We start from the raw sequence: 24313 nt of genomic DNA on the forward strand, positions 1-24313 counted from the left end.
GCTTCTAATTTTGTTTTTAGTATATATTTAGACATAAGAAAACCCCCGAATTGGAATCTTTGTCCAATTCCGGGGGTTAACTTCACTTGCCAGCGGTTTTTAAGTTACGCAGTTAATCCGAGATAAATTTGTTTTTTGATTAAAGCTAAGTCGGCAGTTGGGTCGCTAGGAACAATACCAAATACTTTGACTTGAACGACATACGTAAAAATGGGGCTAATAAAAATTCGTAAGAGTTGAGCAGACGTCAATTCTTGGTTAATTTCGTTAAAACGCTCTTTCAGGTCGTCAAAATGAGCAAAAACACCATTCTTACCCATAATTTTAGTTTTAATCAGGTCAACAATCTGATTGTTTATTAATAATTCTTGGATAAATAGCTTTAGAAAATCAAAATTAATTAGCCAGAATTGCATCCGATCCTCCACTAAAAATGAAATTAACTTTTTAAGATCATGATAATCATCCAGTTGTACAAAAAAATTATCTTTAATTTCGGTCAGCATGGGACTCAATAAGTTAGCCAGTAAATCGTCTTTAGATTTAAAGTATTTGTAAATCGTACCTTCGCTGACGCCAGCTTCGTGAGCTATTTCTGCCGTTGTAGTCGCATGGAAGCCTTTTTTTGAAAATAATTTTAATCCCGCTAATAATACTTTCTTTTTACCAGAAGGAATCTCTTGGTTTGCAATTTCTTCTTGATAACTTGCCAAAACTTTAACCATATCTTATCTCCAAAGTAAGTTATACTTTACGATATCTCTTTAAACCTACTACATTCAGGTATATCAATATTACCAGAAAAATGAGTAAAGCCAAAATATCACCAGTTGTGCTGCTTAAGCCTTTACCATAGAGCATGATTTTGGTTAGGGCATCGCCCGTGTAAGTTAATGGTAGAACTTTGCCGATATATTGAACCCAATACGCCATTGTATCTAACGGAATTAATCCGGAAAAGAAAACCTGCGGCACGATGACAATAGGAATCAGTTGCTGCATTTGAAATTCAGACTCTGCCAAAGTGGATAGTAAAAGACCGAAAGTCAAAGCCACAAGGGCAAGTAAAAAGCTGATTAAAATAACATTAAAAATATTGCCAACTACTTCAATATTTAAAAGCCAAATTGTTGCCAAAACAATGACGGTAGCTTGAGCTATCGAAATTATGCCGTAACCAAACATGTAACCAAAAACAATCTCGCTTCGTCTGACTGGAGTTGCCAGCAAGCGATCGAGTGTGCCACTGGTTCGCTCTTTTAATAAAGCCATTCCTGAAATGAGAAAAACAAATAGGAAAACGAAGAAGCCTAGTAAAATTGGGACCATTTTGGCAAAAAAGCCAGTATCCTTATTGCCGTATTGGTAATGATTGACAATTTTAACATTACTCGTCTTTTTGTTCTTAGGTGCTCGAGGCAATGTTTTGGCAAGTAAGGGATTAGCTTTAATAAGTTTCGCTTGCATTTTTTGAGTCTTTTTAAGTTTAGAAGTCAAAATTTGAAAACTATCCTTAGTCAATGCAGCGTTTAGTGCCTGTTTAGTCAGAACTGTTTTGCCAGAATCCGTATTTGCATGCGTAACGTCATATTTGTTGTCATGATAGTAGATAACGGCATCAACTTTATGACTTTTCAGTTCTTTAGCAGCAACTTTTTGATCTTGGTACTTAACCGTATCAATGCCATCAATTTTTCTTAATTTCCGTGTGATTGACTGGTTAACATCTACCGTGGCAATTGTCGCTTCGGATTTAGAGTTAGCTGAAAACATTACGTTCATCAGCCACATTACTAAAATTGGTGCAAGAAACATTAACGCCAATGATCTTTTGTCACGGAATAATTCTATTAGAACCTTTTTGGTAATTGCTAAAGTTCTCATTCTGCTGCTTCCTCACTTTCTGCCTTTAAGAAGACGTCTTCAATTGAGTCAACCTGATACTGTTCTTCTAATTTCTTTGGTTCCGCAAAAGCAATGATTTTACCATTTAAAAGTAGGGCTACGCGATCGGTCAACTCCGCTTCGTCCATTACGTGCGTCGTAATTAGCACGCTTCGACCTTGGTCACGGATTAACTTAAGTTCGTGCCAAATTTTGCGGCGCAACGATGGGTCAATTCCGACCGTCGGTTCATCAAGCACTAGTAATTCTGGTTGGCCTAAAAGGGCGATAGCGAGTGATAACCGCCGCTTCATACCGCCAGAATAATTGGCTACTCGTTTATTTAAATCAGCGGTTAATTCAACCACATCTGCTGTATAGGCAATTTCTTGTTCCAATTCAGTCCCCGACACGCCTTTCATCTTGCCAAAAAATTGAAGGTTTTCTTTAGCGCTTAGAGTTTCGTACAGGGCATCAGATTGTGCCATATAGCCAATTTGACTTAAAATCTGGCGGTTAGGCATTTGTGTACCTAACACAAGCGTTTCACCACTGTCGACTTTTTCCATCCCAAGCATGGTCTTAATCGTAGTTGACTTTCCCGCTCCAGAAGGGCCGATTAGACCAACGATTTCTTTCGGCATGACATTGAGGTTAATATCATGTAAAACGGTTTGCTTACCATAGGATTTTTGTAAATGAGTTAAATTAATAAGATAAGCCATAATTTCCTCCTTTAATAAGTGAGTGTTCACTCACCGATAGATAGTATTGTAGTGAGTACTTACTCACTTGTCAACTAAAAGTGTTAATTTTGTTCTTTATTTAGTAAGATTGAATAAAATATAAGTAGGGAAATGACTAACTAAACCTTACTGACTACTTGTCGTATACTATGAATTGCTTTATTAAGCCAAAATAAATGCTTCTCTTGATCAATCAGGAGAAGCATTTTTGCACGTTAATGTTTAATAATAAAAGAATGCCCTACTTAGTTGCCAATAACAGAACTAAAAAGGCAAGCGTATCGAATAAGAAGTGAACCAGAAAACTAACCCACATATTGTGCGTTTTGATAAAGGCTAGGTTTAACACGATGCGGGTAAAAGCCAGCCCTAAAATGACGTAGCCCAGATTATAGTCGTATGTAGACAAATGAAGTAGGGCAAATACAAGTGCTGAGCCAATGTTACCCCACCAGATAGGGGCAGGTAAATGCAGACCAGTTGCCAGTTGCGTAAGAGCTAGCAAGGGCATGATTGCTAAAAATTCTTCGCCCATAATTTGGATAGCACTGCTAAAGCGCTGGTAAAAGAAGATTGTCCAAACATGCGGAGACTTTAGGGTTAATCCGGCAGCAGCGTTTCCTGAAACGGAACCAAAAATATTCTGTGAGATTATTCCAGTTACTACTGAAGTTACGTAAGCAACAATAAAGAAAGCAGCAATCAATAACCATTCTTTAGCGTGAGGAAAATGAAATAGTTGCCGCCACCTGTTGTTGGTAGCGATTTGAGCACCAATAATTTGGATAGCAAGAAAAACAGTAACGACAATTAGTTGGAAAATAGCTGCCACGATACTAGGGTGGTTTTCATCAAAGGCTAAAAAGTCTGGTATTTGAATCCCGGGCATGATTAAACAACAATATGCAAACAAGTTGGAAAAGATAATAATTAACCATTGTTTACCTGATAATTTAAATGAATTTGTAAATGATTCTTCCATTAAAGTAGCCCTCCTATATTGTTTATTGTAGAGTGGTGCCAACCAAATAACAATTTTGGGGCTCACTGGGGCAATGATTTTGCTATTACAGTTTTTATCATATTATTGGCAAGATTATAAACTGCTGTTGTGCTAAATTGCCCTTTTAGCTAATGATATAGTATGCTTAAGTTAGCCAGATAATATTGAAAATATATTCTAATAGAAAGGAACTTAATGATGAAAACAGTGACGATTAATCAGCAAAAATTGCCGGCCTTAGGTATTGGTACATGGGAAATGGGTAATTCGGCTGCGGTAGAAAAAGAAGAGATTAAGGCAATTCAAGCTGGTCTTGATGCTGGTTTACGCGTGATTGACACGGCAGAAATGTATGGCAATGGCCGCTCGGAAAGTTTAGTTGGACAGGCTATCAAGCCATATCAAAGATCAGATTTATTTTTAATTTCTAAAGTTTTACCTCAAAATGCCTCTGCTGCTAAAATGCAACAAAGTGTTGAGAATAGTTTAAAGCGTCTGCAAACAGATTACCTTGACTTATATTTATATCATTGGCGAGGAATGGTTCCACTTGAAGAAACGGTTGCTACACTCCAAAGCTTGCAAGAAAAAGGCTATTTTCGGGCTTGGGGCGTTTCCAATTTTGATATCGCTGATATGGAAGAATTATGGCAATTGCCTAGTGGAAAAAATGTGGCTGCCAATGAGGATCTATATAACCTAGAGACACGTGGAATTGAATACAGTCTCTTGCCTTGGCAAAGAAAGCATCATCTTCCTTTAATTGCCTATAGTCCACTGGGAAGAGGACCAAAAATGGGCAGTACGATGACCCAAGATCCAGCTGTGATGGCCGTTGCTCAAAATCATGGTGCTACTCCTTTTCAAATTCTACTAGCTTGGGTAATGCAACAACCTGATGTTCTTGCTATTCCAAAAAGCAGCAGATCCAAGCATTTACTCTCGAATTTAAAGGCATTAGAAATCGACCTGACTCCCGATGACTTAGCAATTTTGGCAAAAGCATACCCGAAACCAACTAAAAAAGAACCATTAGCAATTTATTAACTAATGGTTCATAACTGATTTGATGTGATTAATTTTAAGAGTGGGAATTAAGTGATTAAAGCAAGAAAACGGTTAAGATTAAATCCCAGAACATATGAAAGATGATGGGCACAAAAATATTTTTGCTTTTGATAAATAGTAGACCAAACAAAATTCCCAGAATGATTACCGTAAATTCAGCTCCAGAAGCGAAGTTGCTTAAAAAAGTTCCGGTTCGATACCAGATTGGAAAATGAATAACCAAAAATAAAATACTATCGATTAACAGAGCAACCCATGTTTTAAATTTGGGTAATAGTGTATTTAAAATCCAGCCACGAAAAACTAGTTCTTCAGTAATGCCAACAATTAAAAAGCTGCCAATTAAATCTGTTGGGTGCCAACTAGGATTTATCCGGATTGTTCCACTAGTAAAATAAACGGTAGCAAACAGGTAAATAAGCATAAGGATAAATAATCCTAGGTATGGCCAGAAGCGAAAATGATTTTTAAACATAGTGGAATACCCAATTGCCAGCCGATCAGAATATTTTTTGATTAAGAAATAGGCCGGTATACTCCAAGTGGCAAATTTTACTAAAGCACTGATTGATTCTTGCAAAAGCGGGATACTAGAATATTGCCAGTTGCATATTTCTTCTACCGCCCACCATAAATAAAAAATAAATAGGTAAGTGATCAGAAGTTTGTTAGAAACAGTTTGCTTATTTGCCATTATTTTTCCTCAAGTATTCTACAATTTTAATCATAAATGAACTAAATTTAGTCTAGCAAGAAGCCAATTTCTGTGCAAGCTGGCAATTATCAACAACTTTAGAATGCAATTGCGCAAGCGCTGTCTACTGGCAAAAGCGGTGTAAATAGTTAAAAAACTAAAAAATAAAGCAAAAAAGCTTGAGTTTGCTCAAGCTTTTTCTGTACCCTTATACTAAGTAAGAAATGGGAAGTTAAAGAATGAAAAATTGGTTATTTCGAATTTACATGTGCCTGATGAAGATTGGTGCACGATTTACGAAAATTAGGGAAAACAAAATAGTAGTTTTAAATGGGGCCGGCAGATCGGGATCAAACGGTTATCTTTTTGCTAAATATATGAGGAAAAATCATCCTGAATATGAAATCACTATGGTTGAGCCGTGGCCCTCGTCACACTTGCCGCTAGCGACTTGGCGCGAAATTGGAGCTGCCAAGTTTATTTTAACCACGCATCAACCATTTAAAATTCACGCTAAGCAGGTTAACATTCAATTTTGGCATGGCATTCCACTTAAGCGAATGGGAATTATGGCTAATAATACTAAGCGCAAAACCGACATGCGCAATGCTAAACTTTGGCAAAAAAATGCGGATGTAGTGTGTTCGAGCTCAGATTTGTATGAAACACTTATGAGTGCTTGCTGCGCCATTGAGACTACCAAATACCAAAAAGTGGGCTTTCCGCGCTTGGATGCATTAAAGCATCCTGCATTGTCAAAGGCGCAGCTATTGACCGCTTTATTTAAGGTTCAAGATGAGCAAGCTCAAATTGCGATCTATATGCCGACATTTCGCTATGAAATGGAAGACGAACAAATCATGGCCCAGATTAAGGCCGGCAACTTTTTTGCCTTGCCGGATTTTGATGCTGAATCGTTAAATGAGGCTTTAAAAGCAAAACACCAGTACTTAATTGTTAAACTGCACCCATACGAAATGCAGCTTTTAGGAACGCAGACCAGTCACTATTCTAATATTGCTTACCTTAATAATGACTATTTATTTGCACATGATTATGATTTATATGAGCTCTTGGGTAATACCGATATGCTTATTACTGACTATTCATCAATTTATTTTGATTACTTAACTTTAGACAAGCCAATTATTTTTGTAACTAATTACCTAAGGCAGTATGAGCAAAAACGGGGGCTTTTGCTTGGTCCTTATGAAGAAGTAGTTCCTGGTATTTGCGTTAAAACACAAGCAGAATTGCTTGCTGGGCTTAGTGCACCTGACCGAAAACAACAGAAACGGCAATATTGGCTGCACCTAACTAATCAATTGCAACATGAATCAGCGTGTGCGGCGATTTATACCTTAATGGCAAATCAGTATTAGAGGAAAAATTGTGAAGAAAACATTTTTAAATATTTTATATAATGCGGTTTATCAAATTTTTCTCGTTTTGGTACCGTTAATTACGGTACCGTATCTGTCCCGCATCTTGGGACCAAAAACTTACGGTATCTATAGTAATGTCAACAATATTGTGCAATTCCTGATGATTTTTTGTACTTTGTCAGTTTCTTACATTGGGATGAGAACCATTTCGCAAACGCGTGCTTTCGGTAATCAGCAAGAATTAACGGATGCTTTTTGGGGATTATGGTATTTTCAAGCGTTAGCTGGTCTGGTTACGATTATTTTGGTGGTTGCTGTCACCAGTTTTTGTCATCTTAAATACGGCAATTATCTATTATTGATGGTGCCATACTTAATCTCGGCACAAGTTGATATTTCCTGGTTTTTCCAAGGGTTGGCAGCCTTTGGCCGAGTGGTTTTAAAAAATACGGCAGTAAAGCTTGTTTCAGTTGTGCTAATTTTATTATGGGTTAAACAGCCAGGGGATTTATGGAAATACATGTTAATCATGTCAGTTTCCACAATGCTAGGTTCATTTGTTTTTTGGTTTGATATTCACCGCTATGTCGGTGGACCAGTTAAGCACTTTTATAAGTACCAAACAACAATTAAAGCAATCATCACACTGCTTATTCCCCAAATTGCGACCCAAATCTATACGTCGCTTGATAAGCCAATTTTAGGGCTTTTTCAAAATTCCACTCAGGTGGCCTATTACGATAATTCACAGCGAATTTCGAATATGGTGCTGGGAATTGTGACTAGTATTTCACTTGTAATTATGCCCAAAATGGCTGGTGAGGGTAAAAAGGAACAACGAGTTATTTTAAAAAAATCACTTGAAGCAACGGTGATGCTGGGAACGATGTTTGCCGTGATTATCATGGCAAATACGAAAGAATTTGTCCCGTTTTTCTTTGGTCATAAATTTATTCCAATGACACCATTGATGTTCTTTTTTGCACTAACAATTGTCATGATTCCAACCGGTGGCGTTTTTGCCAACCAATTTGCCTTAGCCAATCACCGCGACCGTGATTATGCATTACCAGTAATTATTGGTGCCTTTCTTGAAGTGATCTTGAGTTACTTTCTTGACCGCCTTTATGGTGCAACCGGGGCGATGGTAGCAATCTTAATAACCGAATTTATTGTTTTGCTTTTGCGCTTGTGGATTGTGCGTGACGGCTATGACTTTAAGTATTCCTTTAAAGAAATTCCCAAGTACCTGCTTATTTCCGTTATTGTCCTGGCAGTGGGGATGATTTTGCCACCAATAGTTTCATCAGCCTTTTTCAATATGGTAATAAAGTCAATAATTATGTTCCTTCTATATGTAGGATTAATGTTTTTGATGAAACTTGATTTTAACCAAGATATTATTATGTTACTAAAACGATTTTTTACACGAGGATAGAAATGATTCCTAAAATTATTCATTATGTTTGGGTCGGGGGTAATCCTAAACCTAAAAATATTAAGCGGTGCATGAAAACATGGCAAAAGCACTTGCAGGACTACCAGATTATCGAATGGAACGAAGATAATTTTGATATTCATGAAAATAAGTACGTTGAACAGGCCTATAAGGCTAAAAAATGGGCGTTTGTTTCGGATTACATTCGTGCCAAAGCTGTGTACGAAATAGGCGGAATCTATTTGGATACGGATGTCTTGGTGTTAGATAACCTTGAATCCCTTCTTAATAATCGTGCCTTTGTTGGTTTTGAAAATCCGGCTAACCCGTTTACCGCCGTTTTTGGTGCTGAGAAGCATCATCCACTGCTGAAGGATATGCTGGCCTATTATGATGACCGTAACTTTTCATTTGATCATAATGATCAATTGGCGGGAGTTAATACGGTCTCAGTTTCCGATATTTTAAAAACCAAGTATCAAGCGCAGCCGAATAATAAGGAGCAAGTGTTGAGTAGTGGAATTCATGTTTATCCCGACGGTATTTTATGCAATCCATCGCCAAAGTCAAAAACCATTCACGTTTTTACCGGCACTTGGATGGAAGGCGCTAAACCACTAAAACGCAAATTAGTAACTGCTCTAAAGGTGCGCATTAAGACCCAAAAAGAAGCTGCACTTTACGCTAAGATTTTTCGCTAATGACGCAAGAAGAACTGCAAAAGCTGGTGGAAGAGATTTCGCTGAAGTATTTTGGTAAGCCTTTTTGTCATGATGTCAAAATTAATTCCCGTATGACAACAACAGGGGGACGCTACCACTTAGCCGATCATCACCTCGAAATTAACGCTCATTTTTTAGCACCGCAGTACCGAGACGCCTTAATTGGCATCATAAAACACGAATTGGTGCATTATCATTTGCATCTTGCTAGCAAAGGTTATCGGCACCGTGATGCTGACTTTAAAGTATTATTAGCAAAGGTGGGCGGCAGTCGTTATGCCCCTGATATCGGGTTAAAACGCAGCCGCAGAGTTAACTACATTTACCGCTGTCAAAGATGCGGTCAAACCTACCACCGCGTGAGCCGGATTAACGCTCGCCGGTATGCTTGCGGCAAGTGTGGTGGAAAGCTGCGACTTGATGGGACGACGCGCTAATAACATAAAAATTAATCAATTTTGTTTGACAATTGATTAGGTACCAAATTATAATTTAAGTATAAATATTAGGTGCCTAACTAAAATCAGAAAATAAATATTAAGGAGATTTAATCATGAGTCAAACAAGTGATAATTTAATGAAGCAATTACATTTCATTATGCGTGCAAGCCGTTATTTCATGTTTGAAAATAAACTGCCGATTTCGGGTCAAAAACGGGTTTTGGCGGTACTTAAGCTTGAAGATGGTCTAACACAAAACTATTTAGCAGAAATTTTAGCCTTAAAGCCTGGTTCACTAGCAGAATTGTTAAAAAAGATGGAAGCTAAGGGGATCATTAGACGTGAAACTGATGAAAAAGATAAACGAGTAAAACGGGTCTACTTGACTGAAGAAGGTCGAAAAGAGGCTAATAAGCTAGACGCACTGAAAAAGAAGCAAGACACCACTGCCTTTTTTGCCGGATTAAGTGAAGATGAACAGACCAATTTTAGTCATTACTTGGAGAAGATCGCTGACGGCTGGAATGATGACTTTAAACACGAAGCACAAAAGTTTGTTGATCCCGCTTTTCGGATGCAGGCATACTCAAAATGGCACAAGTATGCTGAAAGCCACGACTTTTCTAAAGAAGAAATGCGCCAAATGTGTCACCGGATGCATAATCGGAACCATTACCATGATGAATACTGCCGCGATTTCAAACGACCAGATTTTAAGCATAAATATTGTGATTTTGATAAAAAATGGGAGTATGACCGCGACTTTTGGCGAAAATTTTGGCATAATGAAGATGAAGAAATATAATTAGAATAAAGTAAAAAAGTTTTTCAGTTAATGAAAAACTTTTTGTTTAGACAAATTTAGAAAGCCGGTATTTTAATGGCGTTCAAGTCACGTAAAGGTAAGACTAAGCAAATTAAGCTAAGCGATTTCTTTCATTTATTAAATCAATTGGACTTAAAGAAATCTTTGTTTGTTATGGGCTTAACTTTTAGTCTAGTTACTAGCGCGGCTAATCTAGTTTTACCACTATTAACTCGTGATCTAGTTGATACAAGTAAATGGGACAAGTTTAACTATCATAGTATGGTAATTATTATTGTTATTTTCGTTGTTCAACTGGTGTTAGGAACTCTGGGCGGCTACATTTTACGCTACTTCGGTGAAAGTGTGGTTAAGAGTTTGAGAGAGAAGTTATGGAACCACTTATTATCATTGCCAATTTCTTATTTTGACGAAAATAAAGCCGGTGAAAGCAGTTCGCGGCTGGTTAATGATACGGGAGTCATTAAAGACTTAATTGCTTCGCAATTTCCCAACTTTATTACTGGGGCGATCCAACTCTTCTTTTCGCTGATTATCCTGTTTGTGATGGATTGGCAGATGGCTTTATTAATGTTCACGATTGTCCCAATTGTGGTACTCGTCTTATTACCTGTTGGTCGAATCATGGCCAGACTGGGACGAAAATTGCAGAGCGCCACAGCAGAATTTAACGGTGACGTTAGTGAAAAGCTGTCTGAAGTGCGGCTAATTAAGGCCAGCAATGGTGAAAAGTTTGAACAAAAGCACGGGCAGCGAATGATTCAAAAAATATTTAAGATTGGTGTAGTGGATGCCCGCGTGGAAGCTATTTTGCAACCAATCATGACTACTTTAATGATGGCCGCCTTTGCCGGCATCTTAGCTTTTGGCTTAATTCGTGTTGGCCAAGGCAGTTTATCTAGTGGTTCCCTAGTTGCTTTTCTACTTTATTTATTTAATGTAATTGCTCCAGTGGCCAATTTTGCAACTTTCTTTTCTCAAATTCAAAAAGCGCTGGGATCGACTGAACGGATTCAAGCGATTTTAGCAATCAAACCAGAGAAGGACAAAACTAGTCCGAAGACGGATTTAGCTAATAAGACGTTAACGGCTGAAAATTTAAGTTTCAGTTATGAACCAGGGGAGCCAGTTTTGGAATCGGTTTCATTCACCTCCAAACCTAATTCGGTAATCGCCTTTGCTGGCCCAAGTGGTGGCGGGAAATCAACCATTTTTGCCCTAATTGAACGTTTTTACCAACCTGATAGCGGCAAAATTATGATCGATGAGCAAAATATTGCTGAGATTGATTTGGAAAATTGGCGCTCGCAGATCGGCTATGTTTCGCAAAATAGTGCCATTTTTTCTGGTACGATTCGTGACAATCTGACTTACGGCTTGACTGGCAGTTTATCTGATACTGAACTGTGGCGCGGATTGGCGCTTGCTTATGCGGACAAATTTGTCAAAGATTTTCCTAAACAAATGGACACTGAGATTGGTGAACGCGGAATTAAGCTTTCTGGCGGACAAAAGCAGCGCCTGGCAATTGCACGTGCCTTTTTACGCGATCCTAAAATTTTGATGCTTGATGAAGCGACGGCTAGTTTAGATTCTGAATCTGAAAGCAAAGTACAACAAGCATTAGATAAGTTAATGGTGAACCGAACCACTTTGGTCATTGCTCACCGACTCGCCACGATTGTTAACGCTGACCAAATTTACTTTATTGAGCATGGTCAAGTAACTGGTCACGGTACACATCACGAATTAATGAAAACCCATCCGCTGTATGCACGTTATGTTAATGAACAGATGGTAGACTAACATTATTAGCAGATAGTGGCAGTTTTGATTTAAAAATTTAACAGTACAGTTTATAATCATCCATTATTGATCTATTGGTCAAAATTGGATGATTTTTTACTAAAGAGTAGATCTAGCTTAATAGAAAAAGTAATAAGTGTAGCTATTATATAAGCTTATTATAAAGAAAAAGACAATGAAATTTAATTACGAACAAGAAACGAATTTAATTACAGCAGGTATTGGCAATATTAGTTAATATCGACAATTGGTTTGTACGGAAAGAAGATATAGGAAGGGTTACTTTGGATAGGGATTTTGCTTAGGGCACTAAAAGACAGATGAAGTTAACAGGTCAGCTGTAATAAATTTTATTTTTCAATCAGTTACTGAAAGGGTGGAATTTACGGATCGGCCACCAATTCCGACCATAACAGGCATAGTCCATCTCTGTATTTGGGAAAAGGCATTAAGATTATTATAAAATAAGATAACTAATTGCAAATTTTCATTTTATGACAGCATCTTTGCTTTTTTGTCGTAAAGAGCTAGCTAAAGCAATTTATTTTTAAAAAGCTCTTGTACTAGAATTAATTTTGGGTTATAGTATTGTATGTGTTGCGGGCATGGCGGAATTGGCAGACGCGCAAGACTAAGGATCTTGTGATCGCTTTTAGATCGTGGAAGTTCGAGTCTTCTTACCCGCATTAAATAAGAATGGAGCTTTGGCTCCATTTTTTGTATAGTTTAATTAAGGCACCACTAACTTTAAGGTGCTTTTTTATTTTAAAAATTAATTACATTGCATGACTTGAGCTAAGAAGAGTTTATACTTATAGATAATGATTAAAAAGTAAGGGTAAATTTCATGGCGAAAAGACGTAAGGGAAAAAAGCAGTCTAATTTTGTAATTATACTTCGCACGTTTATTATTCTGTTTGTGTTGATAATTGCATTTGTGGCATTTAGATATTATCGCCGGCAAGCAATTCAGTCAGAACAAATCAGGCAGGAACAGCTAGCACGTGAAGAGGCAAGACAAAAAATTATTCGGCAGCATAAGGCTTTTATTAAGGAAATTGGTCCGATTGCTAAAGAAGTTGACCGCGAGTTTGAGCTTCTCCCGAGTATTACAATTGCGCAAGCTTGTCTTGAAAGTGACTACGGTCAAAGCAGTTTGTCGCAAAAATATAATAATTTGTTTGGTGTAAAAGGCACTAATCCTAATACTTCAGCAGTTTTAACTACGAAAGAGTACGTTAAGGGCAAATGGATTGTGGTCAAGGCGCGCTTTCAAATTTATGATTCTTACGAGGCATCAATTAGGGCACATGCTAGGCTTTTTCAAAAGGGAACCACTTGGAATAAGCAACAATATAAACACGTTTTAACCGCCAAAGATTACCGCAAGCAGGCTCACGCACTTGTTCAAGATGGGTACGCCACTGATCCGAATTATGCTGATAAATTGATTAAACTAATTGAACAATATCATCTTGATCGGTTTGATAAATAAAAGGCAATCTATCCTAAAAGATGCCTTCTTTTTTGGTACAATAATATAGTTACAAAATTTGGTTTGTGAAGGGAATTAGCATGAGCGAAGAAGCAATTTTAACAGGATTAAACGAGCAACAGCAAAAAGCTGTCCAGATTACTGAGGGGCCATTATTGGTTGTTGCCGGTGCGGGATCAGGCAAGACCTCTGTTTTAACCAGGCGAATCGCCTATCTCGTCGAAGAAAAGCAGGTTCTGCCGTGGAATATTTTGGCAATTACTTTTACTAATAAGGCTGCTACTGAAATGCGCGAACGGGAACAAAAATTGCTTGGGCCGCAAGCAAATGACATTTGGATGTCAACTTTTCACGCTCTTTGTGTTCGGATTTTACGGCGTGATGCTGACAAAATCGGTTATGGCAGTAATTTCTCAATTGCTGATTCATCTGAACAATTAACACTAATTAAGCACATTGAAAAAGAGCAGAATCTCAATCCTAAGGTGTATGAACCACGGCGCGTATTATCCGCTATTTCTAATGCTAAAAATGATTTATTAACTCCTGATGCCTTTGCCGCTAGTAGCTCGATCCCATTTGACAAGGTTGCTGCACAAGTATATCGAGAATACCAAAGGCGGTTAAAGCATGACCAGATTATGGACTTTGATGATTTGATTATGCAGACTTTAGTTTTATTTAAAACGGATCAGGCAGTTTTACACTATTATCAAAATAAATTTCGCTATTTGCTTGTGGATGAGTATCAGGATACTAACCAGGCGCAGTATGAACTCTGTCATGAATTAGCTGCCCAGTATAAAAATATTTGCGTTGTCGGTGATGCCGATCAGTCCATTTATGGCTGGCGCGGAGCAAATATGGAAAACATCATGAACTTCGAAAATGACTACAAGGATGCTGGTGTCCAAACAGTTAAGCTAGAGCAAAATTACCGCTCAACTGGTCATATTCTTTCAGCCGCTAATGCCGTGATTGAGAACAATCATAACCGAAAAGCCAAGAAATTATGGACAGACCAAGGAGACGGGGATAAGGTTACCTATTACCGTGCTCAAAGTGGTGACGATGAGGCGCATTTCATCATTTCAAAGATTCAAGAAGAGGTTAATGATCATAATCGCTCTTACCACGATTTTGCTGTTTTGTACCGGACAAATGCTCAATCGCGAACAGTCGAAGAAGCCTTTGTTAAGTCTAATGTTCCTTACCAAATTGTCGGCGGCCATAAATTCTACGATCGCAAAGAAATTATGGATATTATGGCATATCTTAAATTAGTGGCTAATCCGAGTGATTCGATGAGTTTTAACCGGATTATTAATACGCCAAAAAGGGGCATCGGCAATGTCAGTGTGGAAAAGTTTACGACTTTTGCTCGTGACAATAATTTGTCACTACTTGATGCATTTAGCCACTTGACAATGACTGGTTTAACCGCCAGAGCAGCCAATAAATTAAGTGATTTTGGTGCAAAACTGCGTGATGCCATTGAGTATGCTAAAGATCACAGTGTGACCGGCTTAACGGAAAAGATTTTGCAGGATTTTGGTTATACCGATGCGCTAAAGGCTGAAAAAACGATTGAAGCCGAAACAAGACTTGAAAACTTGGATGAATTTCTTTCTGTAACTAAGCGTTTTGATGATCAATATGAGCCGGAAGATGATGAGTCAAACGCACTGAGTGATTTTTTGGCTGAAGTTTCGCTGTTAAGTGATCAGGATGACCTGGCTAACAATGATGATCAAGTGGCATTAATGACACTTCATGCGGCTAAGGGACTGGAATTTCCTGTTGTATTCTTGGTAGGAATGGAAGATGGACTGTTCCCACTTTCACGTGCACTTTTAGAAGATGATCAGCTAGAAGAAGAACGTAGACTGGCTTATGTCGGCATTACCCGTGCTAAGCGGAAATTATATCTAACTAATGCCTACTCTAGAATGATGTATGGCAGAATGCAGAATAATCCACCATCAAGATTTTTAGACGAAATCGACCTAGCTGATTTAGAAACTGAAAATGCGGCTGCTCCAAGTATGACTGATAGCAATTTTCAAGTTCAAACGGCTCCGTTTGCAAATGTTGATGAGCGTGCCCGTGCGCAAGTTTATACCCCAAAGGTTAAGCCTGCAGGTGCTGTGGGGGCTGAGAAAAAAGGTTGGAATGTTGGCGATCAAGTTGAACATAAGGCTTGGGGACGCGGAGTCGTTGCCAAGGTTAATGGTACTGGTGAAGACATGGAGCTTGATATTGCATTTCCAAATATTGGAATCAAGCGCCTTCTAGCAGCATTTGCCCCAATTAAAAAGGTATAATGAAATCGGTAAGATCAAAATAATATTTTTTAATCAGGAGGAACAAAATGGCAGATTTAACTCTTGATGAAGCCAGAAAAGAAGTCGCTTCGCTTAGAGATAAGCTCGATCAGTGGGCTGATGCATACTATTCAAAAGATGCGCCAGAAGTTGAAGATAATGTTTATGACCAAAACTATCAGCGGTTAGTTGAATTGGAACAACAATTTCCACAACTGGTTACGCAAGATTCAATTACGCAACGTGTTGGTGGTCAACTTGACAGTGAATTAACGAAGGTTACCCACCAGGTGCCAATGCTTTCAATGGGGGATGTATTTTCCAAAGAGGAGCTGCGTGCCTTTGATGAGCGGGTGCAAAAGCAAATCGGTCATGAAGTTGCCTATAACGTCGAACTAAAAATTGACGGCTTATCAATTAATTTGGAATATACGGGTGGCAAGCTTACACGGGCGTCAACGCGTGGAAATGGTTTAGTCGGTGAAGACGTAACGCCGAATGCCCGCTTTATTTCAGATATTCCACAAACCTTGCCGGAAAAATTGACCATGGAGGTACGTGGCGAGTGTTATATGGGTAAGGAAGCTTTTGCCAAGTTAAACAGTGAACGTGATGAAAATGGTGAGACCGTTTTTGCTAATCCGCGAAATGCTGCTGCCGGATCATTGCGCCAGCTAGATGCTAGTATTACCAAGCACCGTAATTTAAGTACTTTTATTTATACTTGGGTTAATCCTCCTGAGGAAATCAAGAGTCAGCATCAAGCAATTGAGAAGATGACGAGTTTAGGTTTCCACACTAATCAAACAGGTAAACGACTGGCTAAGATGGATGAAATCTTTGCGTTTATTGATGAATACACCGCTAAACGTGATTCACTGCAATACGGCATTGATGGTATTGTACTTAAGGTCGATGACTTGAATTTGCAAAACGAACTGGGCAATACGGTTAAAATTCCGCGGTGGGAAATTGCCTATAAGTTTCCACCAGAAGAGCAAGCAACAGTTGTTCACGAGATTAAATGGACGGTTGGCCGTACCGGTGTTGTAACGCCAACCGCAATCATGGATCCGGTACAGCTGGCTGGGACAACCGTTTCTCACGCTGTTTTGCATAACGCCGATTTGCTCAAGCAAAAAGATGTCCGGATTGGTGATACCGTGATGCTGCATAAAGCTGGCGATATTATTCCAGAAATTTCAGAAGTGGTCATGTCCAAACGCCCTAAGGATAGTGAACCTTATCCGATTCCAACAGAATGTCCTTCATGTGGTGAAAAATTAATTCACTTAAAAGATGAAGTTGCATTGCGGTGTGTTAATCCTTCATGTCCTGCTCAGATTGAAGAGGGCATTACCCACTTTGCTTCGCGGCCAGCAATGAATATTGATGGTTTAGGACCGAAAATTGTTCGACAATTAATTGCAAACGATTTAGTTCACAACGTAGCTGACTTATACCATATACAAGCCAGCGATTTAGCTAAGCTTGATCATTTTAAGGATAAGTCAATTAATAATTTATTGACTGCAATCAACAATTCGAAGAAAAATTCGGTTGAATTACTGTTAACCGGTCTTGGAATTGATCATGTTGGTGCTAAAGCTGCGCGTTTAATTTCCCAAAAGTTTAAAAATATGACAAAGATTATGGAAGCGGACGTGCAAGAAGTAGCTGCAATCGATACAATAGGCATGACAATTGCAGAAGCATTGACGACTTATTTTGCGCAAGATGAAGTGGTCGAACTAGTCAAAAAACTGCAGGCTAGTGGTCTTAACATGGATTACTTGGGTGAAACCGAGGAACAAGTAGAAGAAATTCCTGATAATTATTTCAAAAATAAGACGGTAGTTTTAACCGGAACGCTTTCCCACTTTACTCGTAGTGAATTTACCAAAAAGTTGCAAGCACTGGGCGCTAAGGTAACCGGGTCTGTTTCTGGTAAAACTGACTATGTCATTTATGGTAAAGATGCTGGTTCAAAATACACTAAGGCGCAAAAGCTTGGTGTGCCGTTATTGACTGAGGAAGAAGCAATTGCTCAGGTTAAATAAAGGAAACAAGTAAAGTGAAAAAATATCTGCAGATAATCGCAATTTTAGGAGCAGCAGTTAGTTTAACAGCTTGTGGTAATTTAAAAAATTCCAATCTGGCTAATAATGCTAAAACGTCATCTAGTTCAAGTACTAAAACTTATCAGACTACAGAAACCGGTAATAACGGTTATACGGTTTTATTAAAAAATGGTCACTATGTTACTAGTCCAATCGCTGGTTTAACAGCAACCGATAATGATAATTCGGTTGACACGCGTGAACTTGAACGTGGGCTTATTCAAATTTCTAAAGAGGCATTTTCAACTAACTCATTTGTTTTTCAAGAAGGGCAATACATTACATCAACGGTTGCCAATGACTGGTTAGGTCGAAAATCAAAATCTAATCCTTTAGGACTTAATCCCGAATTAGGAACGAAGAAGAAGTACAATCCGTATTATTTGGAAGAAATCATGGAGCAGGACTTTTTAACTGGCTCGGGGTCAAATTATCGCATAGGCGGGATGAGTATTGGCTTAGCCATTAATTCGATTGATTATTATCAAAAGAAAAAGGGTGGGCCAGAATATCAAATGACAATTCCGCGTTTAGCCCAAAAAAAATATGGTCAGCAGACTGCTGAACAAATAGTGGCGCGATTACGGAAGAAAAAAGCGTTAAAGAATATTCCGATTACGGTTGGCCTTTTTGCTAAAGAAAGTAAAGATTCGTTAGTTAGCGGAACTTACTTTTTGAGCGGGACAGCGGCTGCTAATAGTAGTAAAATAACTAAATGGAAAACTATTAACACCCAAACAGAGGTATTGCCAACTATTGGTAATAAAAAAGCAATCAACAGTAGTAACGCTTCAAGCTTCAACAGTTTTAAGGAATCAATTCAAAATTATTTCCCTAATATTAGTGGCGTTACTGCTACGCTGCGCTATGAAAATGGCAAACTAGCACAAGAAAATATCTCGATTACAACACAGTTTTACGGCTATGAGCAAATTCAAAGCTTTACTAGGCTTGTTTTGTCAACTGCGAAGAAATATTTGGCTAGTGATGTGCCGATTGAAATAAAAATTGGTTCGGTAAACGATATTCAAGCGTTGGTTGCTAAGGAAACAGGAGATAGTAGTTATCAAGTCCATATTTATGGCGGTGAATAAGGAGGTATATGCGTGGAAATCACAGAAGAAACAATTAAGCACGTTGCGACTTTGTCGCGGCTTGAGATTAATGATAAAGATATTGAAAAAGTGACTGAGCAAATGAGCTCAATCATCAATATGGCTGATCAGTTATCAGAAGTTGACACTGATGGTGTTGACGAAACGGTACAAGTAGTTGACCGTGATACTGTATTTAGAGAAGACAAACCTGAACACTGGCAAGACCGTGATGAATTAATGAAAAATGTTCCTGAACAAGCTAATGGCTTTATCAAGGTTCCTGTAATTATTAATAAGGATGAGGACGAGTAATGAATTATTTAAATGAAGATATTGACTCATTAAATGAAAAGCTTGCCCAAGGAACATTGTCCGCAGACAAATTGGCGCAAGATACAGTTGCAAACATTAAAAAGACGGATGACAAGCTAAACGCGTGGATTACGGTTCAAGAAGATGCCAAGCCAGCAGAAAACTTGGATTTTGCTAAGAATAAATTAGCTGGTATCCCAATTGCTATAAAAGACAACATCATCATTAAAGATGTTAAGACAACAGCCGCTAGCCATATTTTGGACAATTACATTCCAGTTTATGATGCAACGGTAATTGAGCGCTTAAAGAAGGCGCAAGCAACTTTTGTCGGTAAAACTAATATGGATGAATTTGCGATGGGGTCATCAACTGAGCATTCATACTTTGGCGCAACCCATAATCCGTGGAATTTGGATAAGGTACCTGGAGGTTCATCTGGTGGTTCTGCTGCAGCTGTTGCCTCTGGTCAAGTAGTTGCCGCTTTGGGTTCCGACACCGGTGGTTCAATTCGTCAACCGTCTGCTTTTAACGGTATTTTTGGTATTAAACCAACTTATGGTCGTGTATCTCGTTGGGGCTTAATTGCTTTTGCTTCCTCACTTGATGAAATCGGGGTAATGAGTAAGCGTGCTAAAACTTCGGCACAAGTGCTTAACGTGATTGCCGGTGCTGATGACCATGATTCTACTCTTTCAACTAGAGAAGTGCCTGATTTCACTAAGTACATCGGTAAAGATGTCAAGGGAATGCGGGTAGCAGTTGTTAAGGAATACATGGTTGCCGTTGATGGCGAAGTGCATGATATCATTCAACAACAAATTGATACTTTAAAGGATGCTGGCGCAATTATTAATGAAGTATCGCTTCCATTAACTAAGTATGCCGTTCCTGATTACTATATCATCGCATCAAGTGAAGCATCATCTAACTTACAAAGATTTGATGGTATTCGTTATGGCTACCGCTCAAAAGATGCTAAAAACTTACTTGATGTCTACGTTAAATCACGTTCAGAAGGCTTTGGTGAAGAAGTACAGCGTCGAATCTTGCTTGGTTCATTTGCTTTGTCTGCCGGTTCATATGATCGTTTCTTTAGACAAGCTTCCAAAGTAAGAACCTTAATTTGCCAAGATTTTGACCAAATTTTTGCTAAAAATGATGTTATCATTGGACCGACAACAACAACACCAGCATTTGGAATTGGCAGTGAAATTTCTGATCCAATTAAAATGTACAATAACGATATTTTAACGATTTCTGCTAATTTGGCTGGAATTCCTTCTGCTAGTGTACCTGCTGGCTTGGTTGAGGGAATGCCAGTTGGCTTCCAAATTATGGCCAAGCGTTTTGACGAAGGCAGTATTTTCCAAGTTGCCGACTTTATTGAACGTAGTAATCATTTTTATGAAAAAACACCAGCTGGAATGGAGGATTAATTGATGAATTTTAAATCAACGATTGGGTTCGAGGTTCACTTCGAACTAAAAACTAAGAGTAAGATTTTCTCACCTTCACCAGTTAGCTATGGTGCAAAGCCGAACACAGAAACAAATGTCATTGACTGGGGAATGCCTGGTGTCTTACCTTACGTTAACAAGGACGTTTACCGCTTGGGAATTATGGTTGCGCTAGCAACACACTCACATATTTTGCCAACCACCCACTTTGACCGGAAGAACTACTACTACCCAGATAGTCCTAAGGCTTATCAGATTACGCAATTCTTCCAACCGCTTGCTCGTGATGGTTATGTTGAAATTGAATCTCATGGTAAAAAGAAGCGAATTGGTATCCATGAAATGCATATCGAAGAAGATGCCGGTAAGAACACGCACGGAACTAACGGCTTTTCTTACGTTGACTTGAACCGTCAAGGTGTTCCATTACTTGAAGTTGTTTCTGAACCAGAAATTGCCGATCCAGATGAAGGTTATGCATACCTTGAAAAACTACGGAAGATTGTTCAATTTACCGGTGCTTCCGATGTTAAGATGGAAGAGGGTTCAATGCGTGTTGATACTAACATTTCAATTCGTCCTGCAGGCCAAAAAGAACTTGGCACTAAGGTTGAAATGAAGAACTTGAACTCGTTTGAACATGTTCGTAAGTCATTAGCTTATGAAGAAAAGCGGCAAGCACAAGTTTTGCTTTCAGGTGGCCGGGTTCAGCTGTCAACTCGTCGTTTTGATGAAGCAACAGGTAAGACAGTTCTTGAACGGGTTAAGGAAGGCGATGCTGATTATCGTTACTTCCCAGAACCTGACATTGCGCCAGATCACATTAGCCAAAAATGGATTGATGAAATTGAATCCACCTTGCCGCGTTCAGCTGAAGAGCGGTACAATCAATATGTAGGCGAGTTTGGCTTAAAAGATTATGATGCACAAGTTCTTTTGCAAACGAAAGAAAGTTCAGACTTCTTTGATAAGACAGTGGCAGCTGGTGCCGATCCACAGCTTGCAGCTAACTGGATGAATACACAAGTTAATGGTTACTTAAATGATAACCGGGTTGAACTAACAGATATTAAGTTGACACCTGAACATTTAGCTGCAATGATTAAGCTAATTAAAGACGGAACAATTTCTTCTAAGATTGCCAAGAAAGTTTTTGCTGAAACAATTGCCAACGGCACTGATCCGAAGAAATACGTTGAAGATAAGGGCATGGTGCAATTATCTGATACTAGTGTATTAGAGCCAATGGTTAAAGAAGTGGTTGACAATAACCCACAATCGGTTGAAGACTTTAAGAATGGTAAAGACCGTGCGATTGGATACTTAGTTGGTCAAATCATGAAACAAACTCGTGGTAAGGCTAACCCGAAGGTAATCAACCAACTTCTAAACCAAGAATTACAAAAGCGGTAAAAGTAAATTTTAAGTAATAAGGTAGTTAACTATGACTAAAAAAGCAAGATTGATTTATAATCCTGTATCTGGTCACGAACAGATGCCTAAGAATGTCGCAGACATTTTAGACGTCTTAGAGCAAGCTGGTTATGAAGCCAGTGCTTTTAGGACTACGCCAGAAAAGCAGAGTGCGCAAAAAGAGGCTACTCGTGCTGCCAACGATGGTTTTGATCTCATTGTCGCAGCTGGTGGCGATGGCACAATCAATGAAGTAGTCAATGGAATAGCATTTTTAGAGCAAAGACCAAAGATGGCGATTATTCCAGCGGGAACGACTAATGATTATGCCCGTGCTCTGCATATCCCCCGTGATAGTATTAAGGCAGCCAGTAAGGTGATTCTTAATAATAAGACCCGCAAGATGGATATTGGCCAAGCAACCTTTGCCAAGGATACGCAATACTTTGTTAATATTGCGGCTTGTGGCTCTTTAACGGAGTTAACCTATGGCGTTCCTTCAGAAGTAAAATCTGCGTTAGGTTATGCTGCTTATCTCATTAAGGGTGCAGAAATGTTGCCGCACTTGACTGAAAATGAGATGCGCTTAACCTATGATGCAGGCGTTTACGAGGGAAAGCTATCGATGCTTCTACTGGGAATGACTAACTCGATTGGTGGCTTTGAACAGATTATGCCTGATGCCCAACTTAGCGATGGCTTATTCCAATTAATTATCGTTAAACCGGCGGATCCAGTTAAGTTATTGAAGCTGATGGCTTTGGCCCTAAATGGTAAGCATGTGGATGACCCAGACATTATTTACACTAAGACTCATAGTTTAAAGATTGAACTGATGGGAAAGAGTGTTGGCCGCAAATTACCAGTTAATCTTGATGGGGAAATCGGTGATTACTGCCCTGTTACTTTTAAAAACTTACAGCAACGCATTGAATTTTTTGTTGGTGAATAATAAAATCATAAAAAGGAGCAATTACTTTTACGAGTAATTACTCCTTTTTTGTTAGTCGCTATTATAATTAATTTTTTCGACCGGTTGTCTCCAGCAAGTATACTCATTAGACTTATTGCAACAATGTTTTGGGAAGCAAGATTCTGGATTTTTGGGTCAATTTTTTTCTGGCCAAAGTTGGCTATGTAAGGGTAAATTATTTGTTTGAAGATGGCACTTAGTAATAAAATGCAATTAAAGTTAGTTTCTTACTAAAAAAATATCAAAAGCCGAGGCAAGAAAAATGGATAAATGGCAAGAGAAATGGGCTTATAACAAGTACTGGGTAATGGCTCATTCGCAAGCATATTACGAGCGGATTAGGCTGCTAGCTAAAAATAACGATTGGTCAGATGCAAAAAATGCTGAGTTTGAAGACTTACTGGCAAAAGCGTCCAGCGAGCCACCAACAGTTAAAACGTTGACTAACGCTTACCAGCATGTTTGGGGTTACTTTAAGAAAATTGCGACGACTGAAGAAAAAAAAACTTATTTACAATTATTGCAAGAATTATCACCGCAAACTGATAAATTAGGACCGTTTTTAAGCCGTTTAACTGAAAAGTATCAAGTTGCTTATTTACTAAACTCGCGTTTAATGCAGGAGTGGAATGAGAAATCATGAGATTATGGCACCAAGATTTAATTTGGCAATTGCCGCGGCAACAATTATTAGGACAGCATCGCGAAATTGCCGCTTTACGTGGACGCGGCTGGGGCAAACCTCATGCCACCGTTAATTATGTTTTTCAATATTCGCCGTATAAATTGTATCAATTTCATTTACTGGTGCTAGCCGAAATGGAGCGCCGCCATTATCACCCAAATAATAACTGGTTTGACCCATACTACCGTGGGCAATATTGTCCCAAATATGAAAACTTGCCGGCTGTACCTTGGACTGATCCAATTTATCCTGAACACGATGATGCCTATTTACAGAGTTGCTTGGAAAATTTAGCCCATAAGGGAATTGAATTAAATTAAGGTAGGGTTTATTAAAATGCGGATATAGTTGTGCGGCCTTATGGGTAGGTTTTAAAATAAATAGCCAAACAAAAAAGATGAGCACTTAAAAATAAATGCTC

General features: G+C 38.7%; 22 protein-coding genes and 1 tRNA gene. 18 read left to right on the forward strand and 5 right to left on the reverse strand.

The genetic code is table 11. From position 1 onward, the window contains the following. Positions 1-104: 104 nt before the first annotated feature. From J3U71_RS04695 to J3U71_RS04710, 4 genes are all read right to left on the reverse strand, one after another. The gene (locus J3U71_RS04695; RefSeq protein ID WP_267393012.1) at positions 105-725 is read right to left on the reverse strand and encodes a TetR/AcrR family transcriptional regulator; all 621 of its coding nucleotides are present in this window, start codon (positions 723-725) and stop codon (positions 105-107) included. 19 nt (positions 726-744) lie between these two features. Next, positions 745-1884, reverse strand: coding sequence for an ABC transporter permease (locus J3U71_RS04700; RefSeq protein WP_267393010.1), 1140 nt, complete (start codon positions 1882-1884; stop codon positions 745-747). Further along, a complete protein-coding gene (locus tag J3U71_RS04705; protein ID WP_267393008.1) occupies positions 1881-2609 on the reverse strand; it encodes an ABC transporter ATP-binding protein in 729 nt (242 codons plus the stop codon). Before J3U71_RS04705 ends, J3U71_RS04700 begins: the two co-directional genes overlap by 4 nt. Positions 2610-2871: 262 nt before the next feature. Further along, the gene (locus J3U71_RS04710) at positions 2872-3612 is read right to left on the reverse strand and encodes a CPBP family intramembrane glutamic endopeptidase (RefSeq protein ID WP_267393006.1); all 741 of its coding nucleotides are present in this window, start codon (positions 3610-3612) and stop codon (positions 2872-2874) included. 219 nt (positions 3613-3831) lie between these two features. On the opposite strand from J3U71_RS04710, the gene J3U71_RS04715 reads away from it, so the two are divergent. Further along, positions 3832-4680, forward strand: a complete 849-nt coding sequence (locus J3U71_RS04715; RefSeq protein ID WP_267393025.1) for an aldo/keto reductase — start codon at positions 3832-3834, stop codon at positions 4678-4680. A 55-nt stretch (positions 4681-4735) separates the two neighbouring features. Here J3U71_RS04715 and J3U71_RS04720 read toward each other — a convergent pair whose 3' ends face one another. Further along, positions 4736-5395, reverse strand: a complete 660-nt coding sequence (locus tag J3U71_RS04720) for a CPBP family intramembrane glutamic endopeptidase (RefSeq protein WP_267393004.1) — start codon at positions 5393-5395, stop codon at positions 4736-4738. 239 nt (positions 5396-5634) lie between these two features. Here J3U71_RS04720 and J3U71_RS04725 point away from each other — a divergent pair, with 239 nt between their 5' ends. The 17 genes from J3U71_RS04725 (at position 5635) to J3U71_RS04805 (ending at position 24212) form a co-directional block, all read left to right on the forward strand. Beyond that, complete coding sequence (locus J3U71_RS04725; RefSeq protein ID WP_267393002.1) at positions 5635-6777, forward strand: CDP-glycerol glycerophosphotransferase family protein; 1143 nt, start codon at positions 5635-5637, stop codon at positions 6775-6777. A 10-nt stretch (positions 6778-6787) separates the two neighbouring features. Continuing rightward, positions 6788-8218, forward strand: coding sequence for an oligosaccharide flippase family protein (locus J3U71_RS04730; protein ID WP_103752007.1), 1431 nt, complete (start codon positions 6788-6790; stop codon positions 8216-8218). Between the two features lie 2 nt (positions 8219-8220). Next, positions 8221-8919: a glycosyltransferase family 32 protein gene (locus tag J3U71_RS04735; protein ID WP_267392996.1), complete on the forward strand. Its 699-nt coding sequence runs from the start codon at positions 8221-8223 to the stop codon at positions 8917-8919. Continuing rightward, positions 8919-9377: a SprT family protein gene (locus J3U71_RS04740; protein ID WP_267392994.1), complete on the forward strand. Its 459-nt coding sequence runs from the start codon at positions 8919-8921 to the stop codon at positions 9375-9377. Before J3U71_RS04735 ends, J3U71_RS04740 begins: the two co-directional genes overlap by 1 nt. 116 nt (positions 9378-9493) lie before the next feature. Further along, on the forward strand, positions 9494-10186 hold the full coding sequence (locus tag J3U71_RS04745) for a MarR family winged helix-turn-helix transcriptional regulator (protein WP_267392992.1): 693 nt from the start codon (positions 9494-9496) through the stop codon (positions 10184-10186). 75 nt (positions 10187-10261) lie between these two features. After that, positions 10262-12013: an ABC transporter ATP-binding protein gene (locus J3U71_RS04750; protein ID WP_267392990.1), complete on the forward strand. Its 1752-nt coding sequence runs from the start codon at positions 10262-10264 to the stop codon at positions 12011-12013. Between the two features lie 599 nt (positions 12014-12612). Beyond that, a tRNA-Leu gene (locus J3U71_RS04755) sits at positions 12613-12699 on the forward strand. Between the two features lie 161 nt (positions 12700-12860). Then, positions 12861-13508 carry a glycoside hydrolase family 73 protein gene (locus J3U71_RS04760; protein WP_103752014.1) on the forward strand — a complete coding sequence of 216 codons (648 nt, stop codon included), beginning with the start codon at positions 12861-12863 and terminating at the stop codon, positions 13506-13508. An 80-nt stretch (positions 13509-13588) separates the two neighbouring features. Further along, positions 13589-15832 (forward strand): DNA helicase PcrA, encoded by a 2244-nt coding sequence (gene pcrA / locus J3U71_RS04765; RefSeq protein WP_267392988.1) that lies wholly within the window; start codon positions 13589-13591, stop codon positions 15830-15832. Positions 15833-15879: 47 nt separating this feature from the next. Continuing rightward, a complete protein-coding gene (gene ligA / locus J3U71_RS04770; RefSeq protein WP_267392986.1) occupies positions 15880-17892 on the forward strand; it encodes an NAD-dependent DNA ligase LigA in 2013 nt (670 codons plus the stop codon). 14 nt (positions 17893-17906) lie between these two features. Continuing rightward, the gene (locus J3U71_RS04775) at positions 17907-19046 is read left to right on the forward strand and encodes a CamS family sex pheromone protein (RefSeq protein ID WP_267392984.1); all 1140 of its coding nucleotides are present in this window, start codon (positions 17907-17909) and stop codon (positions 19044-19046) included. A gap of 12 nt (positions 19047-19058) precedes the next feature. Continuing rightward, positions 19059-19361, forward strand: a complete 303-nt coding sequence (gene gatC / locus J3U71_RS04780) for an Asp-tRNA(Asn)/Glu-tRNA(Gln) amidotransferase subunit GatC (RefSeq protein ID WP_103752018.1) — start codon at positions 19059-19061, stop codon at positions 19359-19361. Further along, positions 19361-20800: an Asp-tRNA(Asn)/Glu-tRNA(Gln) amidotransferase subunit GatA gene (gatA, locus tag J3U71_RS04785; RefSeq protein ID WP_267392982.1), complete on the forward strand. Its 1440-nt coding sequence runs from the start codon at positions 19361-19363 to the stop codon at positions 20798-20800. Before gatC ends, gatA begins: the two co-directional genes overlap by 1 nt. A 3-nt stretch (positions 20801-20803) precedes the next feature. After that, positions 20804-22234 (forward strand): Asp-tRNA(Asn)/Glu-tRNA(Gln) amidotransferase subunit GatB, encoded by a 1431-nt coding sequence (gene gatB / locus J3U71_RS04790; RefSeq protein WP_103752020.1) that lies wholly within the window; start codon positions 20804-20806, stop codon positions 22232-22234. Positions 22235-22265: 31 nt separating this feature from the next. Then, a complete protein-coding gene (locus J3U71_RS04795; protein ID WP_267392980.1) occupies positions 22266-23186 on the forward strand; it encodes a diacylglycerol kinase family lipid kinase in 921 nt (306 codons plus the stop codon). Between the two features lie 283 nt (positions 23187-23469). Beyond that, the gene (locus tag J3U71_RS04800) at positions 23470-23850 is read left to right on the forward strand and encodes a YbgA family protein (protein ID WP_267392978.1); all 381 of its coding nucleotides are present in this window, start codon (positions 23470-23472) and stop codon (positions 23848-23850) included. Beyond that, positions 23847-24212, forward strand: a complete 366-nt coding sequence (locus J3U71_RS04805; RefSeq protein WP_220235228.1) for a TIGR02328 family protein — start codon at positions 23847-23849, stop codon at positions 24210-24212. The genes J3U71_RS04800 and J3U71_RS04805 overlap by 4 nt, the downstream gene beginning before the upstream one ends. Positions 24213-24313 lie beyond the last annotated feature (101 nt).

This window comes from Lactobacillus sp. B4015 (assembly GCF_026536055.1).
Classification (GTDB): Bacteria; Bacillota; Bacilli; order Lactobacillales; family Lactobacillaceae; genus Lactobacillus; species Lactobacillus panisapium.